The sequence below is a fragment of the Vibrio sp. J2-3(2022) genome, from assembly GCF_021725735.1.
Taxonomy (GTDB): domain Bacteria; phylum Pseudomonadota; class Gammaproteobacteria; order Enterobacterales; family Vibrionaceae; genus Vibrio; species Vibrio diabolicus.
In genome coordinates this window covers 527,996-548,572 of the sequence record NZ_JAKKCK010000001.1, presented here as the reverse complement: position 1 = coordinate 548,572, position 20,577 = coordinate 527,996, and the positions used below count along the sequence as shown (strand labels likewise).

Here is a 20,577-nt window from a genome sequence, read left to right as displayed (position 1 = left end):
CACTCCTTAGGCCTGATTTTGCTTTTGGTAGAACTCAAACAAGCTTGAAAAATCTTTTTGTCCGTTGCCCTGACCGTTGTGAAAATTAAACAGGTTACGAGCCAAGCTGCCCATTGGTGTTGATGTTTGACTGGCAACCGCCGCTTCCATCGCAAGACCGAGATCTTTCGCCATTAAGTGACTCATAAAGCCGCCCTGATAACCATTGCTTGCAGGCGTGTTTTCCATCACACCTGGGCACGGGTTGTAAAGCTCTAGCGCCCAGTTACGGCCTGAACTTTGCAGCATGATGTCAGACAGCACTTTGGGATCGAGTCCGTTTTCCATGCCTAAATTGAGTGCTTCACAAGTGCCGCTCATCAAAATGCCCAACATCATGTTATTGCAGATCTTCGCCACCTGACCGGCTCCGGCATCCCCTGCATGGAAAATGTTTTTGCCCATGCGGCTAAGCACCACCTTGGCTTGAACAAAGTTCTCTTGTGAGCCGCCAACAATAAAGGTCAACGTGCCTGCTGCTGCGCCCGCAACCCCGCCAGACACCGGTGCATCAACAAAGCTGATGCCAAGCTGCAGCGCCTTTTCGCCAACCAAACGAGCGGTCGCTGGATCGATGGTCGAAGAGTCGATTAGCAGCGTTCCAGAATCTACGCTATCTAATATCCCGTCTTGACCAAGATAAACACTTTGAACGTGTTGGCTAGCAGGTAGCATGGTGACCACCACGCTCGCACCTTGAACGGCTTGTTTTACCGAATCTGCACTCGACGCACCAAGTGCGGTAAGTTCTGCTACAGCGTTTGGATTCAAATCATACACTTCGACGTTCAAGCCCGCTGTGAGTAGGTTCTTAGCCATAGGCGCGCCCATGTTGCCAAGGCCAATAAATGCAATTTTATCCATGTCGTATTTCTTCCTTGTCTAAAGTGCCACAGTGGTAACCGAGGATGCGGTCAGTGGGTATTCTGCTGAATCAATTGGCGCGAAGAAGCGTTCCAAAACTTGTGGCGTTACGTCAGAAACCGTGCGATGTTGCCAAGTCGGTTGATTGGTTTTATCGATAATCAGCGCACGAACCCCTTCTCTAAAATCACCTTCTAAGCCGCAACGTAACGTCAGATTAAATTCCATATCAAAACACGCTTTCAAAGAGAGGTTTTGATACTGCGTTAGCTGCTGATAAGTGATATTGAGCGACAACGGACTGCCATAATTCAATGCTTTTTGCGCATTGATGAACCACTTATCATCAACGTCGGCACTGCTGATTGCGCGAACAATCGAATCTAAATCACCCGAACAAAGCTGCTCAATCAATCCCGCATATGGCATCAACATCCCTTCGCTTGGCTCGTCCACTTGTACCGAACGTAGCGTAGTGGCGATTTTTTCGTTGATGTTCGCTTCACCTTTCCAACTTACCGATGCGAGCAGATCCAACAGTGCTTGTTTGCTTTCTGGCTTTGCAATCCATTGGCTTAACCCCAACGCTTTCATGTCTGTCGCGTTGATTTGGCAAGCCGTCAAACTCAGGAAAAGTGCCAAGTGTTTTGGCAGCTGATTTAGGAAGTACGTCGCGCCTACGTCTGGGTAGAGGCCAATTTTTATTTCTGGCATCGCAAAGCGTGTGGTCGTTTCTGCAACGCGATGGCTGGCGCCCATAAATAAGCCCACACCGCCGCCCATCAGATAACCATGCCCCCACGCGATGATCGGTTTTGGATAAGTGTGAATAAGATGATCACAGCGATATTCGAGGTCAAAGAAGGTTTCCATGGCTGAAAACGCAGAATCAAAGTCTTGCTCTTTGTTTTCAAGTGCACGGTAGATCGCTTGAATATCACCACCAGCACAAAACGCTTTTTCACCTTGAGCATGCAAGAATACCGCGACGACGCTGTCGTCCGTTTGCCATTCATTAAGCTGTTTGTACAACTTCTCAATCATCACGTAACTCAACGCGTTGAGAGCTACTGGATTATCAAGCTCCAGCACACCAATAACAGATCCATCAGCGCACTTAAGCTTTGAAACATTTACTGTACCTGTCATTTGGCCTCCGCTAGCTGTTTGTCCATTGTGGCTTGCGCTTTTGCAAGAACGCATTCACACCCTCAGTCTGATCTTGTGTATTGAACAGCTGTAAAAACAGTTCACGCTCTAAAACCAATCCAGCTGCGTGAGTTTGGCTGCGTCGACCTTGAATGAGCGTTTTGCACGCAGAAATGGATTTCGGTGATTGGCCCGCAACACGCTGTGCTAGCTCCATAGCCGCTTCTAGTGCTTGGCCTTTCGCCACCACTTCTTCGACTAAACCAATTTTTTCCGCTCTCTCGGCCGTCACTCGTTCGCCACACAGAATCATGCGCTTCGCCCAACCTTCACCTACCAACGCGGTCAGGTTTTGCGTTCCGCCCGCGCAAGGCAACAAGCCGACCGATGCTTCAGGAAGTGCCATTTGTACTTGTTCTTCTGCGATGCGAATGTCACACGCCATCGCCACTTCCAGACCACCACCCATCGCATAGCCATTAACCGCTGCGATAGAAACGCCATCGAACGCAGACAACGCTTCAAAGGCTTCACCAAAAGCGAACGCCATATCTGCTGCTTGCGATTTATCGCCGGATGCAAAGTTGTTGAGATCCGCTCCAGCAGAAAAGAATTTCTCACCTTCGCCCGTCAGTACCAACGCATAAATAGAGCGATCATTACTGAGTTCAATCGCCAACTCTTTGAGCTGATTTAGGGATTCAAGCGTCCAAGTGTTCGCTGGCGGATTACTAATCGTGAGTTTGGCGATATGCGCTTCGCGCTCCAATTTGATTTGTGCCGTCATAATCTTTCAGTCCTTTGTTATTCCTTTAGGTAAGGCTATGTCTCGCTGACTAAAGCAGTTCAACGCCTTCCGTTAGTAATCGTCTTGCGACGATCAGACGCATGATTTCGTTGGTGCCTTCAAGGATTTGGTGAACACGAACGTCTCTAAAATGGCGCTCAACAGGATATTCTTTGATGTAGCCATACCCACCATGAATTTGTAGCGCCTGGTCACAGACCTTAAAGCCCACATCAGTGGCAAAGCGTTTTGCCATGGCACAGTACGCACTTTTTTCTGCGTGCTGGGCATCGAGTTTAGCGGCAGCGAGTCGCACCATTTGACGTGCAGCAACCAGCTCAGTCGCCATATCGGCCAACTTGAATTGCAACGCTTGGAATTGCGCTAGCGAACGGCCGAACTGTTTACGCTCGGTCATGTATTGCTTGGCTTCGTTCAGTGCTTGTTGTGCTGTACCAACTGAACAAGTAGCGATGTTGATTCGGCCGCCATCCAGACCAAGCATGGCGAACTTAAAGCCTTCGCCCTCTTCACCCAACAGATAGTCAGCCGGAATGCGGACATTTTCAAAGGTGATCATGCGCGTTGGTTGGCAGTTCCAACCCATTTTGGCTTCTTTCTTACCGTAGCTAATACCTTCGCAATCAGCAGGAACAACGAATGCAGAAACACCACCCGCCCCTTCGCCGCATGAACGCGCCATCACGACCAATACATCTGTATCACCCGCGCCAGAGATAAACACTTTTGCGCCATTCAGGACAAACTCATCGCCGTCACGCACTGCACTTGTCGTCAGTGAAGCGGCATCAGAGCCGGCATTAGGTTCGGTTAAGCAGTAGGAAGCGAGCTTTTCACCCGAAATTAGATCCGCGCTAAATTGTTGCGCCACTTCCGCTTTGGCAAAGCTGGTGATCATCCACGTCGCCATGTTGTGAATGGTCATAAACGCAGTAGTCGCGGTACAACCCATAGCCAACTGCTCGAAAATGATCGCCGCATCCAAACGAGACAATCCCAAACCACCATGCTCTGGCGGTGTATAGATGCTCAAAAAGCCAAGCTCACCCGCTTGACGCAGTACATCTTTAGGGAAGTGATGGTTTTCATCCCACTCGGCCGCATGCGGCGCTAACATTTGGTCTGCAAACTGCTTTGCTACTTCGGCAAACGCGAGTTGATCTTCGTTTAATTCAAAATCCATCTTGAAGTCCTAAGGTCTAATTCGTTGCATTTGTATCCGAGCCAAACCCTCTAAAGGGATGAAGAGCTTGGCTAGAGGTATCGCTAATCCATTAATTAGCTAAGTTGAATGGTCATGTTTGGACCGCTTGGGATGTCATCTTCAAACCAACGCGCGGTGACGGTTTTCGTTTCGGTGTAGAAGCGAACCGCTTGTTTGCCGTAAGCATGCAGGTCGCCGTAGAAGCTGCCTTTCCACCCCGTAAATGAGAAGAACGGCAAAGGCACTGGAATCGGCACGTTAACGCCTACGTTACCCACTTCGATGTTGTGCTGATACTTTCTCGCGGCTGCACCGTTCGCCGTGAAAATAGACGTACCATTACCAAAGCGGTTTGCATTGATCAGTTCAATCGCTTCATCTAGGTCATCCACTTCCATTGTCAGCAGCACTGGGCCAAAAATCTCTTCCTGATAAATCGACATGTCTGTGGTCACGTTGGTAAACAGTGTTGGTCCCACCCAGTTACCGTTCGGGAAGCCAGGTACTTGGCAATCTGTACCGTCCAGAACACAATTCGCGCCTGACGCTTTGCCTTCATTAATCAGATTAACCACTCGCTGCTTCGCTTGAGGGCTAATCAGCGGACCATAACCGGCGGTTTCATCATCCCACGCGCCAGGTTGAACCTGAGCTAACGCCTCTTTAAGCTCTGGAATCCATTCTTTGGTTTCGCCGACAAATACCGCCACTGAAATCGCCATACAGCGTTGGCCTGCGGCACCGACTGACGCGCCAACTAGGTTATTGATGACTTGCTGCTTGTTTGCATCTGGCATGATGACCATGTGGTTCTTAGCACCCGCAAAGGATTGAACGCGCTTTAGGTTGTCCGTACCCGTTTTGTAGATGTACTCACCAACTGGCACTGAGCCGACAAAAGAGATCGCACGAACGACTGGATCAGTCAGAATACGGTCGACTTGCTCTTTGGTGCCGTGGACAATTTGCAACACGCCTTTTGGTGCGCCTGCCTGTTCAAACAGCTCCGCCAATTTCATTGCAGTCAGCGGAACTTGTTCCGACGGCTTCAAAATAAAGGTGTTGCCGCAAGCGATCGCCATTGGGAACATCCACAATGGAATCATCGCTGGGAAGTTAAAGGGTGTGATACCAGCACAAACACCAAGCGGTTGAATGTAAGAGTAACCATCAATATTGGTCGCGACGTTTTCAACCGTTTCGCCCATCATTGAGCTACAAATGTTCGCCGCTTGTTCCACCACTTCAATCCCGCGCCAAACATCACCTTTCGCATCAGCGAGAGTTTTGCCTGTCTCACTTGAAAGCAGTATCGCCAACTCATCGTGTTGCTCTTTTAGCAAGTGTTGGTAGCGCAGCATCAATCTCGCACGCTCCGGAGCGGCAACTTCTTTCCAACGCTTGAACGTTTCCGTTGCGCTAGCAATCGCCGCATTCATTTCTGATTCCGTGGCACAAGGCACTTTCGCAATCACTTCGTTGGTTGCCGGGTTAGTTACATCTAGCCATTGTTTTGAGTCGGAGATGGCAAATTCACCACCGATATACTGCTTTACTTGTTCTGTCATGATGACATCCTTGTATTTTTCAGCTTGTTACTGACTACTGTTATGTAAGTGAAACTTTGTTGAGAATGAATTAGCAGATTTCAATCGCGATGGCGGTTGCCTCGCCGCCACCAATACAAAGCGATGCAACGCCACGTTTACCGCCTGTTTGTTTAAGAGCGTGAATCAAAGTCACGAGGATTCGGTTACCACTCGCACCAATTGGATGCCCCAACGCACAAGCGCCGCCGCGAGGGTTCACTTTGCTCTCGTCCAATTCGAGTGCTTTCACCGCGTATTGAGCGACAACGGCAAAGGCTTCATTGATTTCCCAAAGATCCACGTCTGATTTGTCCCAGCCCGTTTTTTCCAGCAGCGTTTCAATCGCGAATACGGGTGCGATGGTGAACTCATCAGGCTGTCTTGCATGCGTGCTGTACGCGACAATTTTGGCTAGAGGTTGAAGGTTTTCCTGACGGCCAAATTCACTATCAACCAATACCATTGCCGATGCACCATCAGAAATAGAACTGGAATTTGCTGCCGTTACGCCGCCATCTTTGGCAAACGCAGGTCGTAAGGTGGGAATTTTATTGACGTCGAGTTTGCTCGGTTGCTCATCGTCTACCACCAAGGTTTCGTCGCGTCGACTTTTTACGTTAACAGGCACGATCTCTTCTTTGAACAAACCTTGCTCAATCGCTTGCTGCGCACGAGTCACCGACTGCTGCGCCCAGATATCCATACTTTCACGGCTGAACTGATACTTTTGCGCGGTTTGTTCGGCAAAGACACCCATCAATTCGCCTTGGTAGGCATCCTGCAAACCGTCATAAAACATATGATCAAGCACTTGCTCATGGCCTAAGCGGAAACCATCACGCGCTTTCTTAAGTAGATAAGGAGAAGAGGACATGTTTTCCATACCGCCAGCGATAACCGCGTGCGCGTTACCAGATTGAATAAGATCATGTCCCAGCATGACGGTTTTCATACCCGAACCACAGACTTTGTTCAGTGTCGTACAACCGATCGATTGTGGCATTTCTGCTTTAAGACTTGCTTGTCTTGCTGGCGCTTGCCCCACGCCAGCAGGTAAAACGCATCCCATCAACACTTCGTCTATTTTTTGCACATCGAGTTGGCTTTCGGCTAGTGCACCTTGGATGGCTTTCGCACCGAGTTCCGTGACATCTGTTGAAGCTAATGCACCTTGAAAAGAGCCGATAGGCGTTCGCTTGGCGGCAACAATCCATGTTTCATTTTTCATTCCATTAACCTTTTGTTGACGTTTACGTCATAACTATACTAACATTTACGTTAACGTCAAGTTTGAGGTTATTGTTTGTTCGAGTGATTATTTTATTTCGAGTAAATGCGAGTGATATCAAGGCTCAAGAGTGGATGTTGTTTGTTTACTTTAACGTTAACGAATTGTATATTCGTATGAATGTTATACGAAAGTCGTAAGGTTAAGGAATGAACACATTTAAGATCAGCGAGCTCGCGAAAGAGTTCGACATTACTACCCGAAGTATTCGCTTCTACGAAGATTTAGGTCTCCTAACTCCAGAACGTATAGGCAACACACGAATCTACAATGGTCGCGATCGAATTCGACTAAAACTGATTTTGCGAGGTAAGCGATTGGGCTTTTCTCTTGCAGATATCAAAGAGTTATTTGAACTCTACGATACCGATCAAAGTACTGAGCAGTTGAACTATATGATTCGGTTGATCGAAGAGAAGAAGGCAGCATTGCAACAGCAAGCAAACGACATTCAAGCGGTAATGATGGAGTTAAATGCTGCGCAGTTGCGATGCCAAAACACACTGAGATCCATGAAAGGCGAAAAAGTCACCTAACACCTCAACTCTGGGATGTAGGTGACGTAAAGGCAAGGACACGCAATGAAATCTACCTACTCTTCCCTGAACTTTGTTTATGACGAAAATACCGATTTGCTTCGCGAGCAAATCAATAGTTTTGCTGCAAGAGAAATTGCGCCGCTAGCGCAATCTATCGACCAATCTAACGACTTTCCAAACCATCTTTGGTCCAAACTGGGTGACATGGGTCTTTTAGGCGTGACCACCAGCGAAGAGTTTGGTGGTGCAGACATGGGCTATCTCGCCCACGTTGTCGCTATGGAAGAGATCAGCCGAGCTTCCGCTTCGGTTGCGTTAAGTTACGGCGCTCACTCCAACCTTTGTGTCAACCAAATCCACCGCAACGGCACACAAGCACAAAAAGAGAAATACCTACCAAAGCTCATCTCTGGAGAACATATTGGCGCACTAGCGATGAGTGAGCCCGGCGCAGGTTCCGATGTGGTTTCAATGCAGCTTAAAGCGGAACGTAAAGGCGATATATTCCTGTTAAATGGCAACAAAATGTGGATCACGAACGGCCCAGATGCACACACCTATGTTGTCTACGCTAAAACCGATCCAAGCCAGCACTCCAAAGGCATCACGGCGTTTATTGTGGAACGCGGATTCCCTGGATTTACACAGGCGCAAAAACTCGACAAGTTGGGTATGCGCGGCTCGAATACGTGTGAGCTGGTCTTCCAAAACTGCGAAGTCCCTGCGGAAAACATTCTCGGTGAAGAAAACCAAGGCGTAAAAGTGTTGATGAGCGGTCTCGACTACGAACGCGTGGTACTTGCCGGTGGCCCGCTTGGCATCATGCAGGCGTGTATGGATATCGTTGTGCCTTACATTCACGACCGCAAACAGTTTGGAAAATCCATCGGTGAATTCCAGCTTGTGCAAGCAAAAATTGCTGATATGTACACGCAAATGAATGCTGCTAAAGCGTACGTTTACGCAGTGGCCGCTGCTTGTGATCGCGGTGAAACCACACGTAAAGATTCTGCTGGCGCGATCCTCTACAGCGCAGAACTGGCAACCAAAATGGCGTTGGATGCGATTCAACTACTTGGCGGTAACGGCTATATCAATGAGTTTGATACCGGTCGTTTACTTCGTGATGCCAAGCTGTATGAAATCGGTGCGGGCACTTCAGAAATTCGCCGTATGCTTATTGGTCGCGAATTGTTTAACGAAAGCGCCTAATCATCATACCTAGGCGTTCTAACTCGAAACAATTTCTGATTCAACCTAAATCTTATTCAACATAGATAAAGACGGGGTTTGTCACCCGTCTACCGAATGGAGATCGGCTATTTATGGCTTGTTTGACGACCAATATTAATACCCATTCAGAGCAGTATCAGGAAAACTACCGCTCTATGGCATCACTCGTGGATCAACTCTATACCGTGACTGCACAAATCGAAGATGGCGGCGGTGAGAAAGCCCGCGAGCATCAGCAGAAGAAAGGCAAACTTCCAGTACGTGAGCGCATTCTTGCCCTACTCGACCCCGGTTCATCTTTTTTAGAAATCGGTCAGTTTGCTGGCTGGGATGTGTACCCTGATTACGTTCCATGTGCTGGAGTGGTTGCGGGTGTCGGGGTGATTGACGGCACCGAGTGCATGATCGTCGCCAACGACGTGACGGTAAAAGGCGGCAGTTACTACCCACTTACGGTTAAAAAACACTTACGCGCACAGGAAATTGCAGAAAAGTGCCAACTGCCGTGTGTTTACTTAGTCGATTCTGGCGGCGCTAACCTACCCCGCCAAGATGAGGTCTTCCCAGACAAAGACCACTTCGGTCGTATTTTCTATAACCAAGCCCGTATGTCGGCCAAGGGTATCCCGCAAATTGCTGTGGTCATGGGGCTATGTACCGCTGGCGGCGCTTATGTTCCTGCGATGTGCGACGTATCCATCATAGTCAAAGAACAAGGCACGATTTTCTTGGCAGGTCCACCGCTCGTTAAAGCGGCGACAGGTGAAGAAGTCAGCGCTGAAGATCTTGGTGGCGCAGACGTTCACTGCCGTACCTCTGGTGTGGCGGACTATTACGCAGAAAGTGATCACCACGCGTTAGAGTTGGCAAGACAAGCTGTCTCTCAAATCAACCACTTGAAACCCGTCCAACTTAAGCAAAAAGCACCACAGGAACCACGCTTTCCTGCGCAAGAACTGTACGGCATCGTCGGTACCGATCTTAAAAAACCGTTTGATGTTAAAGAAGTCATTGCCCGAATTGTTGATGACTCACAATTTGATGAATTTAAAGCCTTGTTCGGTGAAACCTTGGTCTGTGGCTTTGCTCATATTCACGGAATGCCGATTGGCATTGTCGCTAACAACGGCATTCTATTTTCGGAATCGGCGCAGAAAGGTGCGCATTTTATTGAGCTGTGCGCACAGCGTAAAATTCCTCTGCTTTTCTTGCAGAACATCACTGGCTTTATGGTCGGTCAGAAGTACGAAGCCGAAGGCATCGCTAAACATGGTGCGAAAATGGTAACTGCTGTTGCGTGTGCAGACGTGCCAAAGTTTACCGTGGTTATTGGTGGTTCGTATGGCGCAGGCAACTACGGCATGTGTGGTCGCGCTTATGATCCAACCATGATGTGGATGTGGCCAAACGCACGTATTTCCGTAATGGGTGGTGAGCAAGCAGCAGGCGTAATGGCGCAAGTGACTCGAGATATCAAAACGCGCAGAGGTGAAAACTGGAGCACTGAAGAAGAAGAAACATTTAAGCGTCCGATAGCTGAACAGTACCAAACTCAAAGCCATGCGTATTACGCCAGTGCTCGTTTGTGGGACGACGGCATTATTGATCCTGCGAAAACCCGTGATGTTGTGGGTATTGCTCTGTCTTCTGCGCTTAATGCACCAATACCAGACAGCAAATTTGGCATCTTCCGTATGTAGTCAGATGCAAGGCAAGCCTTAACTCCTCGCTATCCATCAATGATGAATAAAGTGCTGATTAGCGAGTATTGGAATATCAGACTGAAATGTCAGACAAAGGAAGTCACATGACCGGACTACTGCTTGAAAAAGACAGCAATGGCGTTGCCTGGTTGAGCCTGAATCGGCCAGAAAAACACAACGCGTTTAATGACGTATTGATTGCCTCACTAATTGAGACACTAGAACAGCTCGAAAAGGACGATTCTCTCCGTGCACTGGTGTTAACTGCACAGGGAAAACACTTTTCTGCGGGTGCGGATCTCGGCTGGATGCAGTCAATGGCCGCCAAAAGCGAGAGTGAAAACCTTCAAGATGCACAGCAACTAGCAAAACTTTTGCATACGCTGGATACCTTTAGCAAACCAACCATTGCTATGGTGCATGGCGCTGCATTTGGTGGTGCACTGGGGCTTATCTGCTGCTGCGATATAGCTATCGGTACACCTGAAAGTCGCTTCTGTTTGAGTGAAGTGAAACTCGGCTTATTGCCCGCGACCATCGGACCCTACGTAATTCGAGCGATTGGACAACGACAAAGCCGACGCTACTTTTTGACTGCGGAAATGATCGATGCCGAAACCGCGCTATCGATGAATATTCTTCATCAGATAGCTCCTCAACCACGTGAAGCCGTCAATCGCACCATTGATCACCTACTCAACAACGGTCCACAAGCCATGCAGGCAGCAAAAGAACTCTGCTTACGTTGTGACAACCAACCTATTGATCACTCATTAATTGAATACACCAGCCAAGCCATTGCAACCGCCCGCGTGTCCAGCGAAGGACAGGAAGGATTGAGTGCATTTTTTGAAAAGCGCACCGCCAATTGGAGGAATCATGTTTAAAAGAATACTGATCGCGAACCGCGGTGAAATTGCATGCCGAATCATTAAAACCGCAAAAAGCATGGCTATAGAGACGGTTGCCGTCTATTCCGAAGCGGATCGCAGCAGCTTACATGTTAAACAAGCAGATTTCGCTGAATTTATCGGCCCTGCTCCGGCGAGTGAGTCGTATCTTGATATCGATGCGATTATCGGCGCTGCGAAAAAATGGCAAGCCGATGCTATCCACCCTGGGTATGGCTTTCTTTCCGAGAATCCGAAACTAGCCAAAGCGTGCAGCGAAAATGGCCTCGTCTTTATTGGCCCTTCCACCAGCGCAATTGAGGCAATGGGTTCTAAATCTCAAGCCAAGGCAATCATGTCAGAGGCGAACGTGCCCTTGCTTCCCGGCTATCACGGCACAGACAACAGCGTTGAGCACTTATTGGCTGAAGCAGAGAAAATCGGTTATCCAGTGATGCTCAAAGCAACCCAAGGGGGCGGCGGTAAAGGCATGCGAGTGGTCAACAGCGCCGCCGAAATGCCCTTGGCCATCGACGGTGCGCAGCGTGAAGCGCTTTCAAGCTTTGGCGATAAGCAGCTTCTAATCGAAAAATGCATATTGCAGCCTCGCCACGTTGAAGTTCAGGTATTTGCTGACCAACATGGCAACTGTGTTTACCTGTCTGACCGCGACTGTTCCATTCAGCGTCGTCACCAAAAAGTAGTCGAAGAAGCGCCTGCTCCCGGTCTTAGTGATGAACTGCGTAAACAAATGGGTAAAGCCGCGGTTCAGGCCGCTCAAGCGATCGACTATGTTGGCGCTGGCACGGTGGAGTTCTTACTCGATAGCCGAGGTCAATTCTACTTCATGGAGATGAATACCCGTCTGCAAGTTGAACACCCTGTCACTGAATTGATCACCGGCGTTGATTTGGTGGAGTGGCAATTAAAAGTCGCAGCAGGTGAGCATTTACCGATCTCGCAATCTGAAATCACCCACAACGGTCATTCAATCGAGCTACGAATTTACGCCGAAGATGCAGACAACGACTTTATGCCGTCGACGGGCCGCATTGATTACTTAAAAGAACCATTATCAGACAAGGATGTGCGCCTAGCTTGTGTACGTGTTGATAGTGGTGTTGCTCAAGGCGATACCATCAGCGAATACTACGATCCGATGATCAGCAAACTGATCGTCTGGGGCCAAACACGTGATATCGCGCTCAAACAGCTTAAACAGGCGTTAACTCAATATCACGTACGTGGAGTAACGACAAACATTGGTTATCTGCACAGCATTATTTCGCAGCCAGCCTTTGCCAATATCGAACTTGATACCGACTTCCTAGTTAAACATCAGCAAGGCATTAGCGCGCAGCAAAATGTGTCAGATTCTATCTGGTTAACGTTGGCTGCCGTTGCTCGCTGGAATGCTCTCACTGCTAAATCAGACAGCTCAACGTTACCCGCGCCAACCTCACAAGGTTTTAGGCTGTCAGTTGACAACGTTTATCGATTTAACTTCACGGATGCCAATGCCAACCATCAAGTACGCTTGCAACAATCATCGCAAGATACAGGGGCTCAGCATCTTAACCACTTCACTGTCCGATGCGGCGAGGAATTGCATCAGGTCATCCTGCTTGAAAGTGGCAACCAGTTTATCGTCGATATTGATAATGTGCGTTACACCTCTAATGTACTTAGCGACGAGCAACAGACAACGCTGTTTTATCTTGGTCAGCAGCGCACGTTTGCTCATCAACCTAACTTTGACTCTGCAAAAGATGCAGACGATGAACTAAGTCCAACCGCACCACTGAACGGCGTTATCTCGGCGGTCATGGTGAATAAGGGAGATAAAGTAGCGGCTGGTGATCCGTTGTTAGTGCTCGAAGCGATGAAGATGGAATACACCATTACCGCTCCGGTAGCAGCGACCGTTGATGAAGTGTTTTATCAACATGGAGACCAAGTACAGCACGGTTCCATCCTGCTGAATTTGGCTTTGATATCGGATAACGTCAGTGAAGATAAGGAGCACGAATATGCTACCAGCGAAGGTTAATATCGTCGAAGTTGGCGCTCGCGACGGCCTGCAAAATGAAACGGCAGTGACGCTGGTTGATAAAATCCGTTTGATTAATCTGCTGAGCAACAGTGGCTTAAAGCACATTGAAGCAGGCTCTTTTGTCTCTCCAAAGTGGGTACCACAAATGGCCGATTCCGATCAGGTGTTTGCGGGTATCACGCAAAAGCCTGACGTGGTTTACAGCGCGCTCACACCAAATCTCGCAGGATTAGAGCGTGCGCTGGAAAGTGGTGTAAAGCAAATTGCGGTGTTTGGCTCCGCTTCAGAAGCGTTCAGCCAGAAGAACATTAACTGCAGCATTGCCGAAAGCCTCTCTCGTTTTGAGCCCGTTATCGAATTGGTGAACCAGCACAACATTCCTGTGCGCGGATACTTGTCTTGCACTATGGTTTGCCCCTACGAGGGAGAAATAAAACCAGAACAAACCACCGCGGTAGCGAATGCGCTGTTTGATATGGGATGTTATGAAATATCTCTGGGTGATACTGTCGGCAAAGCAACGCCTAATCGCGTTATCGCCATGCTGGACTCTCTGCTAACACAGCTACCCAAAGATGCGTTAGCCGTGCACTTCCACGACACGTACGGACAAGCGTTAGTCAATATCTACCAAGCCTTGCTGATGGGGATCAATACCATTGATAGTGCCGTTGCAGGTTTGGGGGGCTGCCCTTACGCGAAAGGTGCCAGTGGGAATGTTGCAACAGAAGATGTGATTTATTTGTGTGAACAGCTTGGTATTGAAACTGGGATTAATCTCAACATCATCAATCAAGCAGGTTGGCAAATTTGCCATGCATTAGGTAAACGTCCGTCTTCCAAAGTAGCACTCGCTTTGGGTGACCCAAACAGCTTGTAAATTGCTCAACCCACGATAAACAACTACAAACGAGCATGTTTCATAACATGCTCGTTTTCTTTGAGCCGATTTAATCTAACCGAAACACTAAACAGAAGCGTGCTTTTCCTCTGCAAGGGTGCGACATCCCCACTTCGCAATCATATTAAGCAAATCACTTTTCTGAACTGGTTTTGTCAGGTAATCATCCATACCTAATGCGATACTTTTTTGTTGCTGCTCTTGCATCGCATGTGCGGAAAACGCAACGATTGGACACCAAGGAAACGCACCACTTTCCTGTAACTCACGAATGTCTTTTGTCACGCCAAAACCATCTTTGTTTGGCATAGAAATATCGGTAATCACCAAGTCCGGAGAAAGCTGTTTATAAAGTTCAACGGCTTCAACACCATCTTCCGCCAACGTCAGTTTAACACCTGTGTCTTGCAACATTTTTTCAATCAATATTCGATTGATATGGCTGTCTTCTGCGACTAATAGGTGCAGGCTAGAAAAGTCAGGGGTCTCATCTGAGGAAAGTTCTCGACGCTTTTGTGTCTTAGTAGAAAACAGAGCTTGCAGTTTATGCTGCGTGACCGGTTGCGGCAATAAACGATCCCGCTCGCACGACCAAGCATGCCCTTCCTCCATCACGCAAGGTGCAAGAAACATTACCCGTTTGGCGGCGGATTCTGTCGCATCAAGCTCATAGAGCGCATCTCTATCTTGAGCATTGTTTACACTCGCGAGGATACGATCAAAACCATCCAATTTTTTACCCAAAGACTGCGCAGTTGACCAATCGTTGGCATGAGTAACTTCAATGCCAATCTCTTGAGCTAAATGTATCAAGTGTTGCACGCGCGGTTGATAATCATCAATCAACAATAGTCGATTTGCACTCAGCTCTATCGGATCGGCAAGAAACTGACTTTGCTTAGGCAACTGCAAACTAAAGCTAAAACACGACCCTTTGCCAAAATCCGAATGCACACAAAGCTCGCCGTTATACATGCTGATCAAACGTTTTGAGATTGCCAACCCCAAGCCTGTACCTTCATGGCGTCTTGTCGCGGAGGTATCGACCTGCTCAAACTTATCCATAATATGAGCCAATCGATCTTCGGGAATACCAATGCCCGTATCACTCACGGAAAAATCAAAACCGTGCTCACTTTCTCTGACTTTGAGTAGCACATGGCCTTCATCCGTGAATTTCACCGCATTACCGATCAAGTTAAGCAAGATTTGATTAATCCGACCTTTATCACCGACCACGACCGTATTCATGGCCAATGGCATATCAACCAACAACTTGAGGTTCTTTTTATCCGCCTGATAGGCACATAAAGCGGTGCAGCTCTCGACGAGTGAACGCAAGTCAAACTCCTCTTCAACTAACGTCAACTTGCCCGCTTCTACTTTGCTGTAGTCGAGGATGTCGTTAATGATGGTCACAAGGTTGTTGGCAGATTTGTGCAGCAAGAGTAATAACTCCCTTGGCTCTCGACGGTTTTCGTTCTCAAGCAATATCTCGCTGATCCCCATGATCGCGTTCATTGGGGTACGAATCTCATGGCTCATGTTCGCCAAAAATTCCGATTTGGCTTGCATCGCCTTTTTCGATTTATCTAAAGCAGACGACAGACGCCTCTCCATCCTGCGCCTGTCGGTGATGTCACGCTCTACCGCAATAAAACGTAACAGCCCGCCATCTTCATCAAACACAGGAGAGAGCTCCAACTCGACCCAATACGGGTGCTTCGACTTGGTATAGTTGAGTATTTCAACCCTAATAGGAGAGTGCTTACGGACACTTTTTGAGAGCAATGCCACCGTATTTGGGTCTGTGTCTGGCCCTTGGAGTAACTCGCCCGGAGATTTGCCAATAACTTCTTCCAACGTATATTCGGTTAGCTGCTCAAACGCAGGGTTTACCCATGCAATAGTGCCGTCAGGGTGAGTAATGATGATGGTATCACGCGCATGTTCAGCAACCTCAGCAAGCTGCGATATTTTGGCCGATAACTGTTGCTGGGTTTGATGCTCTTGCTGAAGTTTAGTTTGCGCTTGCGCTAAAGAGCGTGACATTTGGTTAAACGCTTCGCCAACACGTGTAACTTCGTCATTGCCTGAAATCGAAATTTGCGAACCTGGACCTTGCTGTGAAACCTTGATTACCCCAGTACGAAGAAGATCGAGCCGCTTCATCAAATAGCTACCGAGAGCATACGAAAACATGGCCACCAGCGACATTTCAATAAAGGCGATAACCAAACTTGCATGAGTCGCAAATGAAAGTACTTGATGTACATGTTCAACATTCACACCCATTTCAACCTTACCGAAAGCCTGCTCTCCAAGAGTAATCTCTTGCGCAACATCGTAAACTCCATCGGTCACATCAAACGGTCTCACACCAGTATCAACACCGCTGTAATCCCCCTGTAACGTCAGTTCGACACCATCTTGATTAACAATACGAATATAAGCCAGCCCGTGTTCACTTACGACAGAACGAGCAAAACTGTCTAGATAGGCTAAGTCCGTCGCAATCACCGCATCTCTCGACGCCTGAGCAAATACACTCACCAAGTGTTGGCTCCCAACCTCGAGGCTAGTCTCGTTGGAACTTTCCAACCAATTAAGCCCACTAATGATGAGTACACCGAGCGCAAGGGCCTCAATAAGAGCAATGCCAAGTATCGTTTTCGAACGCAGCGTCATAGGACAACCATTTATCTTGAGATTCCCAATTGAACAACATCTTGCCAATCTTGGTCTTGTGCAAGCTGTAACCCGTCAATGTTGAGTAAAGTAAAACTCTCCTGTGCTTTTGGATCATCATTAAGTTGCGAAATTGCCTTTCGTAAGGCAAGAGTAATCTCTTCATCGACATTATTTGAAACCGCAATAGCATGAGGCGTATAACCAGCAGTTGTATAAATGATGCTAAGTTGGTCTTTTATTTCACTCGGTAAGCTCTCAAATGTACGCTTCACGCCACCACCAGCAATGTACAAACCTTTAAGTACCCCCAAATAGACTGAGTCGTGCGAACCGACGTATTTAGGCGTAAACTTGATGCCTTTCTGCGCCAACTCTGATTGTGTGATGATAGAAGCAGCAAATGCTCGTGGGGCAGGAAAAGCGATGGTCTTTTCTTGCAGCTCATCAAGGGAAACCGACTTCCCTCGCCTTGCTACAATAATGCCTGTGATCCGCTTATTTTTCGCTCTTGCTAACGCCGTATAACCTGGGTTTTGATTCACCAACGTAAAGTGATATGGGTTCATGTATGCAATGTCGTAGGCTCCAGCCATCAAGCGAGCTTCGAATGTGGGAATATCACGTGCCGTGGCAAACTTAATCTCAACGCCAGCAAGATCTCCCCAGCGTTGCAGTAATGGCTGCCATTGTTGCACTAGTTTGGTCGCCGACTGTTGCGGTACGACACCAAAAACAATGGAAGGTTGAGCAACGACAGAAGGTGACCATATGCATAACACCATAAGCAACGTAAATATTCGCTTGTGAAGCCGCCAAATCAACGTCTTTAATTGGGAGTTCAACAAAATCATCTCCTTATGTTTGTCTTTCGTTAAAGATAGATAGCTATCTGAAAGATTGCGAATTATCGGATTAAATTGCCTCGTGTCTCAGATACCATTTATACTCAAATGAACACCTACAACAGGAGCAGGTAAATGCTTATTACATTTCGTTGCCATAGCCACTCGAACGTCACTATGTTTGGCGATATTGCGATAAAGATGATCAAAATGATGGGGCATAGTGGCTCAGTACCAGGGTCTATTTCCGCTCAAGACATCCCTGATGCTCTATCTAGATTGACCTCCGCTCTCGCAGCACAAGAAGCGATAGAGAAGAACAACAGTCAAGCAATGGAAGAAGATGAGGAGCAAGAGGAACAAACGGTCAGTTTAGGACGCAGAGCATTTCCACTTATTGAGCTTTTAAAATCGGCTATTAAAGAAGAGTGCGAAGTGATGTGGGACAGCCAATAAATGCTCCAAATCAAGCTGTGGAGAGGAAAGCAACATCCAATCTATACTTCCTCCCCTGCTAAAAGGAACTTACCCAATTCACTTCACTTCTCTATTTGAATGACTCTTAACGAGTGCTTACTCAAACCTAACCTATTGAATATAAATCAGTGATAAACATCTGATTTAATAATAAAAATCTCCTATTGACTGAAACACTCACTTATCATTGTGGCCTCAACTGCAAAACCATTAATGGAATGATTGTTATGTCAGAACTGACTCGGATGCGCTCTGGAAAAACCTATAATTGTCTGGATGAAGAACTAAAGCTAATGCGCGCCAAAACCGCGCAGCTTGTCTTCCAGTTTAATCACGAGCCAAACCCAATTATCCGTAGGCAACTGCTGGCGGAAATGGGCGTCCAATTAGAAAACAGCGCCTGTATAGAGCCACCGCTTCAACTTACCTACGGTTGCCACTTGTCCATCGGGGAAAACACCTACATCAACTGGGATGCCATTATTCTGGACAATGGACAGGTTGAGATTGGTGCGAACGTCATGATTGGGCCTAGAGTGCAAATTTACACAGCCGCTCATTCACTCGATACACAAAGACGCTTAGCCGGAGATGAGCTCGCCAAACCGGTCAAAATCGGCAATAACGTTTGGATTGGTGGGGGCGCAATCATACTGCCAGGCGTGACTATTGGCGATGAGGCCGTCGTCGGCGCTGGCTCTGTCGTAACCAAAGACGTTGCGCCAGGCGATCGAGTTGCTGGAAATCCGGCGCGCTCCATTAAACCAAAAAACTGAAGAAAGTCGCTATTTTGCCAAATGTTCGCGAATAATGTTGGCAAGCAGATTGAGAGCATGGACGTATTTGTCATTAAGCTCAAAAGAAGCGTTAAGACGAATACAGTGATCGTATTGTTCTGTCAGGCTGAACATCTTTCCCGGTGCGATGCTGATATTATCTTTTAGCGCTTCTCGATATATCTGCAAGGCGTCGATATGCTTGGGAAGCTCTAACCAAATAAAGTACCCGCCGCTTTGGCTTAACACTTTGACTTCTTCAGGTAACAGCTCATTAAGCAGATTCGTCATCTTACTTTTACGTTCAAACAGCTTTTTCCGTAACTGCTTCAAATGCGATTCATAATTGCGGCTTGTTAAATAGTGCACCAATGTCATTTGCACTGGTGCACTCGTCGCTAATGTACTCATTAGCTGTAACTTTTGTACCTCTAGCGCCCGCTTTCCCGCCGCAACCCAACCAATACGTAGCCCTGCGATTAATGATTTTGAAAACGACGAGCACAACATGGTATTGCCCGTGTCATCAAACATTCTTAGTGGGTAAACCGAGTCATTCCCGGCATGCAGCTCGCTGTACACATCATCTTCAATCACTGGCACGTTATATCGCTGTGTCAGCTCAATCAGCTTTTGTTTTTTCTCGTTGGAAAGCGTAAAACCCAGAGGATTCTGGAAGTTCGACATCAGCCAACATGCTTTCACATCGTGTGTTTGCAGCGCTCGTTCCAATGAATCTAGGTCAATACCCGTGACTGGGTCTGTTCTTACTGAGAGCGCTTTCAAACCTAACCGCTCTAAGGATTGCAATGCGCCATAGAATGCAGGCGACTCCACAACCACCCAATCTCCCGGTCTTGTGCAGGCTTGCAAACTGAGCGTTAACGCCTCCAGCGCGCCTGCCGTAATGACAATTTCATCGGGTGAAATTTCAATGCCTTTCGCAGCATAACGCTTCGCGATGATGGTGCGTAATTGTTCGTTTCCCGGCGGTAAGTTATCAAAGGTGGTGGAAATCGGCATATTGCGAGCGGCTGCGCTCATCGCCCGATTCACGTGATAGCGTGGGTACAAACTTGGGTCTGGATAGGCAAAGCCAAAATTGATCATGGATGGATTTTTACTCGCCTGCAGCACATCAAAGATAAACTCATTGATGTCTACCTGCTCTGTCCCCGAAACCGCGGCTGGCGCTTGGGGTTCATTTGAACTCTTAATATTGGGAGCGACTCGATAACCAGAGCGCGGCTGTGACGTCACCCAGCCTTGAGATTCCAGAATTTGATAAGCGTGCAATACCGTCATCAAGCTCAAACCCGAGTGTTCAGATTGGCGACGCAGAGAAGGCAGTTTGTCACCCGGGTGCCATATCCCCGATTTTATCTGCCTTTTAAGCTGTTCCACTAACTCTTGATACTTCGCCAAACGCAAATCCCCCTCCATAAAGCTGAACTCAAAATAATAACACTTCAACATTTAATCTGTTATAGGTTTATAGTCACTGTCTGTACCTACTTCCCCTACTCCGCTC

17 protein-coding genes are annotated in these 20,577 nt (G+C 47.7%); 8 read left to right on the top strand and 9 right to left on the bottom strand.

Annotated elements, in window-relative coordinates:
- Positions 1-6: 6 nt before the first annotated feature.
- From mmsB to L3V27_RS02375, 6 genes are all read right to left on the bottom strand, one after another.
- Complete coding sequence (mmsB, locus tag L3V27_RS02400; RefSeq protein ID WP_047008234.1) at positions 7-903, bottom strand: 3-hydroxyisobutyrate dehydrogenase; 897 nt, start codon at positions 901-903, stop codon at positions 7-9.
- Between the two features lie 18 nt (positions 904-921).
- On the bottom strand, positions 922-2,052 hold the full coding sequence (locus L3V27_RS02395; RefSeq protein ID WP_237310923.1) for an enoyl-CoA hydratase/isomerase family protein: 1,131 nt from the start codon (positions 2,050-2,052) through the stop codon (positions 922-924).
- Between the two features lie 10 nt (positions 2,053-2,062).
- A complete protein-coding gene (locus tag L3V27_RS02390; protein WP_237310922.1) occupies positions 2,063-2,839 on the bottom strand; it encodes an enoyl-CoA hydratase in 777 nt (258 codons plus the stop codon).
- Positions 2,840-2,888: 49 nt separating this feature from the next.
- Complete coding sequence (locus L3V27_RS02385) at positions 2,889-4,043, bottom strand: acyl-CoA dehydrogenase family protein (protein WP_005382663.1); 1,155 nt, start codon at positions 4,041-4,043, stop codon at positions 2,889-2,891.
- 95 nt (positions 4,044-4,138) lie between these two features.
- Positions 4,139-5,632 carry a CoA-acylating methylmalonate-semialdehyde dehydrogenase gene (locus L3V27_RS02380; protein ID WP_237310921.1) on the bottom strand — a complete coding sequence of 498 codons (1,494 nt, stop codon included), beginning with the start codon at positions 5,630-5,632 and terminating at the stop codon, positions 4,139-4,141.
- A 70-nt stretch (positions 5,633-5,702) separates the two neighbouring features.
- Positions 5,703-6,881, bottom strand: coding sequence for a thiolase family protein (locus L3V27_RS02375; protein WP_145472831.1), 1,179 nt, complete (start codon positions 6,879-6,881; stop codon positions 5,703-5,705).
- Between the two features lie 209 nt (positions 6,882-7,090).
- On the opposite strand from L3V27_RS02375, the gene L3V27_RS02370 reads away from it, so the two are divergent.
- From L3V27_RS02370 to L3V27_RS02345, 6 genes are all read left to right on the top strand, one after another.
- Entirely contained in the window at positions 7,091-7,477 is a 387-nt protein-coding gene (locus tag L3V27_RS02370; protein ID WP_237310920.1) for a MerR family DNA-binding transcriptional regulator, read from the top strand.
- Positions 7,478-7,522: 45 nt separating this feature from the next.
- On the top strand, positions 7,523-8,692 hold the full coding sequence (locus L3V27_RS02365) for an isovaleryl-CoA dehydrogenase (protein WP_047008228.1): 1,170 nt from the start codon (positions 7,523-7,525) through the stop codon (positions 8,690-8,692).
- Positions 8,693-8,805: 113 nt separating this feature from the next.
- A complete protein-coding gene (locus tag L3V27_RS02360; protein WP_237310918.1) occupies positions 8,806-10,413 on the top strand; it encodes a carboxyl transferase domain-containing protein in 1,608 nt (535 codons plus the stop codon).
- Positions 10,414-10,520: 107 nt separating this feature from the next.
- Positions 10,521-11,303 (top strand): enoyl-CoA hydratase/isomerase family protein, encoded by a 783-nt coding sequence (locus L3V27_RS02355; protein ID WP_237310916.1) that lies wholly within the window; start codon positions 10,521-10,523, stop codon positions 11,301-11,303.
- A complete protein-coding gene (locus tag L3V27_RS02350) occupies positions 11,296-13,356 on the top strand; it encodes an acetyl/propionyl/methylcrotonyl-CoA carboxylase subunit alpha (RefSeq protein ID WP_237310914.1) in 2,061 nt (686 codons plus the stop codon). Before L3V27_RS02355 ends, L3V27_RS02350 begins: the two co-directional genes overlap by 8 nt.
- The gene (locus tag L3V27_RS02345) at positions 13,337-14,239 is read left to right on the top strand and encodes a hydroxymethylglutaryl-CoA lyase (RefSeq protein ID WP_237310912.1); all 903 of its coding nucleotides are present in this window, start codon (positions 13,337-13,339) and stop codon (positions 14,237-14,239) included. Before L3V27_RS02350 ends, L3V27_RS02345 begins: the two co-directional genes overlap by 20 nt.
- A gap of 87 nt (positions 14,240-14,326) precedes the next feature.
- Here L3V27_RS02345 and L3V27_RS02340 read toward each other — a convergent pair whose 3' ends face one another.
- Positions 14,327-16,948 carry an ATP-binding protein gene (locus L3V27_RS02340; RefSeq protein ID WP_237310911.1) on the bottom strand — a complete coding sequence of 874 codons (2,622 nt, stop codon included), beginning with the start codon at positions 16,946-16,948 and terminating at the stop codon, positions 14,327-14,329.
- An 11-nt stretch (positions 16,949-16,959) separates the two neighbouring features.
- Entirely contained in the window at positions 16,960-17,796 is an 837-nt protein-coding gene (locus L3V27_RS02335) for a phosphate/phosphite/phosphonate ABC transporter substrate-binding protein (RefSeq protein ID WP_170901800.1), read from the bottom strand.
- A gap of 132 nt (positions 17,797-17,928) precedes the next feature.
- Between L3V27_RS02335 and L3V27_RS02330 the strand changes: the two genes are divergently transcribed.
- The gene (locus tag L3V27_RS02330) at positions 17,929-18,249 is read left to right on the top strand and encodes a DUF1840 domain-containing protein (protein WP_005392576.1); all 321 of its coding nucleotides are present in this window, start codon (positions 17,929-17,931) and stop codon (positions 18,247-18,249) included.
- 248 nt (positions 18,250-18,497) lie between these two features.
- Positions 18,498-19,046 (top strand): sugar O-acetyltransferase, encoded by a 549-nt coding sequence (locus tag L3V27_RS02325; protein WP_237310907.1) that lies wholly within the window; start codon positions 18,498-18,500, stop codon positions 19,044-19,046.
- 9 nt (positions 19,047-19,055) lie between these two features.
- Here the strand turns inward: L3V27_RS02325 and L3V27_RS02320 are convergent, their stop codons facing one another.
- Positions 19,056-20,489, bottom strand: coding sequence for a PLP-dependent aminotransferase family protein (locus L3V27_RS02320; protein ID WP_275949289.1), 1,434 nt, complete (start codon positions 20,487-20,489; stop codon positions 19,056-19,058).
- Between the last annotated feature and the right edge of the window lie 88 nt (positions 20,490-20,577).

Coding starts and splice junctions, on each gene's coding strand:
- mmsB (WP_047008234.1), bottom strand. CDS start 903: ATGGATAAAATTGCATTTATTGGCCTTGGCAACATGGGCGCGCCTATG.
- L3V27_RS02395 (WP_237310923.1), bottom strand. CDS start 2,052: ATGACAGGTACAGTAAATGTTTCAAAGCTTAAGTGCGCTGATGGATCT.
- L3V27_RS02390 (WP_237310922.1), bottom strand. CDS start 2,839: ATGACGGCACAAATCAAATTGGAGCGCGAAGCGCATATCGCCAAACTC.
- L3V27_RS02385 (WP_005382663.1), bottom strand. CDS start 4,043: ATGGATTTTGAATTAAACGAAGATCAACTCGCGTTTGCCGAAGTAGCA.
- L3V27_RS02380 (WP_237310921.1), bottom strand. CDS start 5,632: ATGACAGAACAAGTAAAGCAGTATATCGGTGGTGAATTTGCCATCTCC.
- L3V27_RS02375 (WP_145472831.1), bottom strand. CDS start 6,881: ATGAAAAATGAAACATGGATTGTTGCCGCCAAGCGAACGCCTATCGGC.
- L3V27_RS02370 (WP_237310920.1), top strand. CDS start 7,091: ATGAACACATTTAAGATCAGCGAGCTCGCGAAAGAGTTCGACATTACT.
- L3V27_RS02365 (WP_047008228.1), top strand. CDS start 7,523: ATGAAATCTACCTACTCTTCCCTGAACTTTGTTTATGACGAAAATACC.
- L3V27_RS02360 (WP_237310918.1), top strand. CDS start 8,806: ATGGCTTGTTTGACGACCAATATTAATACCCATTCAGAGCAGTATCAG.
- L3V27_RS02355 (WP_237310916.1), top strand. CDS start 10,521: ATGACCGGACTACTGCTTGAAAAAGACAGCAATGGCGTTGCCTGGTTG.
- L3V27_RS02350 (WP_237310914.1), top strand. CDS start 11,296: ATGTTTAAAAGAATACTGATCGCGAACCGCGGTGAAATTGCATGCCGA.
- L3V27_RS02345 (WP_237310912.1), top strand. CDS start 13,337: ATGCTACCAGCGAAGGTTAATATCGTCGAAGTTGGCGCTCGCGACGGC.
- L3V27_RS02340 (WP_237310911.1), bottom strand. CDS start 16,948: ATGACGCTGCGTTCGAAAACGATACTTGGCATTGCTCTTATTGAGGCC.
- L3V27_RS02330 (WP_005392576.1), top strand. CDS start 17,929: ATGCTTATTACATTTCGTTGCCATAGCCACTCGAACGTCACTATGTTT.
- L3V27_RS02325 (WP_237310907.1), top strand. CDS start 18,498: ATGTCAGAACTGACTCGGATGCGCTCTGGAAAAACCTATAATTGTCTG.
- L3V27_RS02320 (WP_275949289.1), bottom strand. CDS start 20,489: ATGGAGGGGGATTTGCGTTTGGCGAAGTATCAAGAGTTAGTGGAACAG.